This is a genomic window from Streptomyces sp. W16, assembly GCF_033194735.1.
Lineage (GTDB): Bacteria > Actinomycetota > Actinomycetes > Streptomycetales > Streptomycetaceae > Streptomyces.
This window is the reverse complement of the sequence record NZ_JAWOAI010000722.1, coordinates 1-3,912: the sequence shown is the minus strand read 5'-3', so window position 1 is coordinate 3,912 and position 3,912 is coordinate 1. Positions and strand designations below refer to the sequence as shown.

3 protein-coding genes and 1 pseudogene are annotated in these 3,912 nt (G+C 71.4%); 2 read left to right on the top strand and 2 right to left on the bottom strand.

Annotated elements, in window-relative coordinates; all coding sequences use genetic code 11:
* Window positions 1–756: SDR family oxidoreductase (locus tag R6V09_RS47885; protein ID WP_317887734.1), on the top strand; the 756-nt coding region annotated here is incomplete at its 5' end.
* Window positions 757–958: 202 nt separating this feature from the next.
* Here R6V09_RS47885 and R6V09_RS47880 read toward each other — a convergent pair.
* Both R6V09_RS47880 and R6V09_RS47875 read right to left on the bottom strand, forming a co-directional pair.
* On the bottom strand, window positions 959–1,840 hold the full coding sequence (locus R6V09_RS47880) for a hypothetical protein (RefSeq protein ID WP_317887733.1): 882 nt from the start codon (window positions 1,838–1,840) through the stop codon (window positions 959–961).
* A 48-nt stretch (window positions 1,841–1,888) separates the two neighbouring features.
* Entirely contained in the window at window positions 1,889–3,643 is a 1,755-nt protein-coding gene (locus R6V09_RS47875) for a glycoside hydrolase family 35 protein (RefSeq protein WP_317887732.1), read from the bottom strand.
* 102 nt (window positions 3,644–3,745) lie between these two features.
* Here R6V09_RS47875 and R6V09_RS47870 point away from each other — a divergent pair.
* Window positions 3,746–3,912 (top strand): annotated as a pseudogene (locus R6V09_RS47870) (AraC family transcriptional regulator); the annotation flags it as partial.

The window sequence follows — 3,912 nt, the reverse complement described above, 5'->3', positions numbered from 1 at the left end:
AGCCCCGCCGCACAGGTCGTCGCGGAGATCCGCGCGGCGGGCGGCGAGGCGGTCGCCCACGGCGGCGACATCGCCACCGGCGCCGGTGCGGCATCCCTGGTGACGACCGCCCTGGAGACCTACGGCCGCCTCGACACCCTTGTCAACAACGCCGGTTACCTGCGCGACCGCATGCTCGTCAACCTCGACGAGGACGACTGGGACGCGGTGCTGCGCGTCCACCTGAAGGGCCACTTCCTGCCCCTGAAACACGCCGCGGCGCACTGGCGTGCCGAGTCCAAGGCGGGCCGCACCCCGATCGCCCGGATCATCAACACCAGCAGCGGAGCAGGCCTGTTGGGCTCGGTGGGACAGGGAAACTACAGCGCGGCCAAGGCCGGCATCGTCGGCCTCACCCTCGTCGCTTCCGCCGAACTCGCTCGCTACGGCGTCCAGGTCAACGCGATCGCCCCGGCGGCGCGCACCCGCATGACGGAACACACCTTCGCGGAGACGATGACCGCACCCGACTTTGGCTTCGACGTGATGGCCCCCGAGAACGTCTCCCCGTTGGTCGTCTGGCTGGGGTCCGCCGCGAGCGCCGGAGTCACCGGGAGGGTCTTCGAGGCGGAGGGCGGGCGGATCACCGTGATGGAGGGGTGGCGGGCCGGGCCGAGTGCGGACAAGGGGGCGCGGTGGGGGGCGGGGGAGGCGGGGGAGACGGTGTTGAAACTCCTTGCGGAGGCGGGGGTTCCGGGGGCGGTGTACGGGGCGTAGGCGGAGAGGAGGCGCGTCCATTTCTCGGCGGACCGAGTCGCTTCCGGAGGCGCGCTTCGCGGCGGTCCGGGTCGCCTCCGTCGGTCCCCTTCTCGGCCGACCGAGTCTGCCTCTGTGGGTTCACTTCTCGGCGGACCGAGTCGGGTGGTGGGAGGGCATAGGCCGGGGGTCTGGGGCGGAGCCTCCAGTGGGGCGCACCGGCCTACGTGTCGCACTCCAGCACCGTCCGGCACAAGGAACACCGCGCCCGTACCCTCCCCCGCACCGGCACCCTGATCCGCTGATGACACGTGGGGCAAGGGAACGACACCCGCAAGCTGCCTCCCTGGTCCCCGCTGAAGGCATACGGCACGCCTGCCTGGGCACCGGGTCCGTGCCGCCGGTCATGGGCGTAGCGGCGCCGCCCGACCCACCCCGCCGCCGTCAGCGGAGGCTGCTGCTCGTCACGCCGGGCCTGCTCCATGCCCTTGACGTACGCCGTGTAGGCCTGCGGACTCGTGAACCACACCGAGGGATCCTCATCGAAGACCAGCGCCCGCTTGGCGAGGACGTACCCGAACTCCTCCGGCGTGAGATAGCCGAGCTTCTGCGAGGACGCCGAGTCCTCCCGGTACGCGTCCAGCAGCAGCCACCCCGCGCCCAGATACGTCGCCGCCGTGTCCGTGAGGATCTCGTTCTCCCGGGTGCCGGGGAACGACAGGTCCAGGCGGTGCAGATAGACATGCATCACCTCGTGCGCGAGAGCCGCGCCGATGTCCCGGCGATGGGTGCGGAACCGGTCGTTCAACTCGACGAAGTACTCGGGCCCGGCCGTGAGTTCGACGTTCGCCGCATGCGTCATCTCGCGGAAGCCGACGATCAGCCGGGCATCCGGGAGCCGGTAGTGCCGGACCATCTCCCGGGCCACCCGCTGCGCCCCCAGATGCAGGTCGTCCGTGTCGCAGAAGGCCACGTCCACGGGGGCCACACTGGTGGCGAACGTCTGGACGGTGTCGTAGGACAACCGCTTGTAGAGCGCGGTGATGGAGTCCCGCACCGTGTCCAGGTGCGGGTAGCCGTGCTCGACCGGTCCGTCGTCCGCCACGTCCGTACCCCCAAAGACGCCCCCCGACCTGTTCTCCACTCTAGGCGTTCACACCGCCCGCAGCAGTACGGCGGACGTGTCCGGAGCCCGCTCCTGCAGCTCCAGCAGCCACACCTCGTTCACCCCTTCCCGCAGCACGGGCCCGGGGACGTACAGCTCCCGCTGCGGCCCGGCCGACCAGTACCGCCCCAGGTTGAAGCCGTTGACCCACACGAACCCCCGCGTCCAGCCCGGCAGTTCGAGTACGGCGTCCCCGGCGCCCCGCACCTCGACCGTGCCCCGGTACAGGCCGGGGGAGTCGCCCGAGGGCAGCGCCCCCAGCGGAATTCCCTCGACGTCCTCCAGAGCGTCCAGCCGCAGCCCACGCGCGCGTACGTCGTGCAGGTACTGCCGTTCGTGCAGCAGGCCCCCGGTGATCCCCTTCGGCTCCCCGAGCCGGGGCCCGTAATTGGCCCTCCCCAGGGACTCCACCCACAGCTCCACGCGCGCGTGCCCGGCGACGGGTTCCTTGAGCTGCTCGTCGCCCTCCGTGAGGATCCCGGCCCGCTCCCCGTCGACGTACACCACCGCCAGGTCCCGCAGTCCGCGCGCGGTGAGCGGATACGGTGCGCGCGGTCCCGGCACGGTCACCTCGTAGCGGACGAGACCGCGGTCGACGTCCAGTTCCTCGAAGGTGGGTGGGACCGGGCCCGTGGACTCCGGTCCGCCGCGTGCCTCCAGTACGTCGGCCAGGGGTGCCCAGCCGGTCAGGCGCGCCTCGGCCGGGTGGCCCAACACGGATGGTGCGGGCGGGAGTTCGGGCAGCGGGGCGTCGGCGTACTCGGCGAACACCTCGCGCATGCGCCAGAACTTCTCCGTGGGGCGCCCGTACTCGTCGATCGGAGCGTCGTAGTCGTAGGACGTCACATCGGGCTCCAACGGGCCCTCGTGCAGGGCTCCGCCGCCCCGGTTGGCGCCCGCCCAGCCGGCGAAGCTGGTGCCGCCGTGCGCCATGTAGACGTTGACCGACGCGCCGCACTCCAGGATCTCCCGCAGCGCGGACGCCGCGTCCTCGGCGGCGCGGACGACATGCTCGCCGCCCCAGTGGTCGAACCAGCCGCACCAGAACTCCATGCACATCAACGGCCCCTCGGAGCGGAACTCGCGCAGCGTCTCGAAGGCCACGCGCGCGTGGGACCCGAAATTCACCGTCGCCAGGACACCGGGGAGGGAGCCGCCGCCCAGCATGAAGTCCTCGGGGCCGTCCGATGTGCACAGCGGAACCGTGACCCCCTGGTCGCGCAACAGCCCCTCCAGGTGCCGCAGATAGGCCGCGTCGGAGCCGTAGCTGCCGTACTCGTTCTCGACCTGCACCATGATCACCGGGCCGCCCCGGTCGAGCTGGCGGGGCACGACCTCGGCCAGCAGCCGGCGAAACCAGCGCTCCAGGTGGCCCAGGAAGCGTGTGTCACGGGTACGCGCGCGTGGCCCCAGCTCGCCCGTCAGCCAGTGCGGGAGCCCGCCGTTCTCCCACTCCGCGCAGATGTACGGCCCCGGGCGCACGATCGCCCAAAGGCCCGCCTCCCGGGCCGCGTCCAGGAACCGGCCCAACGCCGCCACGTCCCGGAAGTCGCCCGGCGCCGGCTCGTGCAGGTTCCACGGGACGTACGTCTCCACGCAGTTGAGGCCCATCGCCCGCAGCATCTCCAGCCGGTGCCCCCAGTACGCCTCGTGCACCCGGAAGTAGTGCAGCGCCCCGGACAGCAGCCGCACCGGCCGCCCGTCCAGCAGAAAGTCCCTGTCGCCCACGGTGAACTCGCTCATGCGCCGACTCTCTCCCCTTGGCGGCGATCACGTCCATGGACAAAGATCGCCACTACTTGGACCGAGCATTGTGTGAACCGGGCAATGTGTGAGGGGGCGCGGATGTACCACACCTGGATGCGGTTCTTCACGCCCACACCCGCCCACCACCGCCTCGGCCTCGCCTGCCTCGGCGTAGGCCTCCAGTACGGCGCGCTGCCCACCGTCGGCCCCCGCACCCTCGACCACCACGTGGCCGTCGTGATCAGCGCGGGCGGCGGCTGGTACCT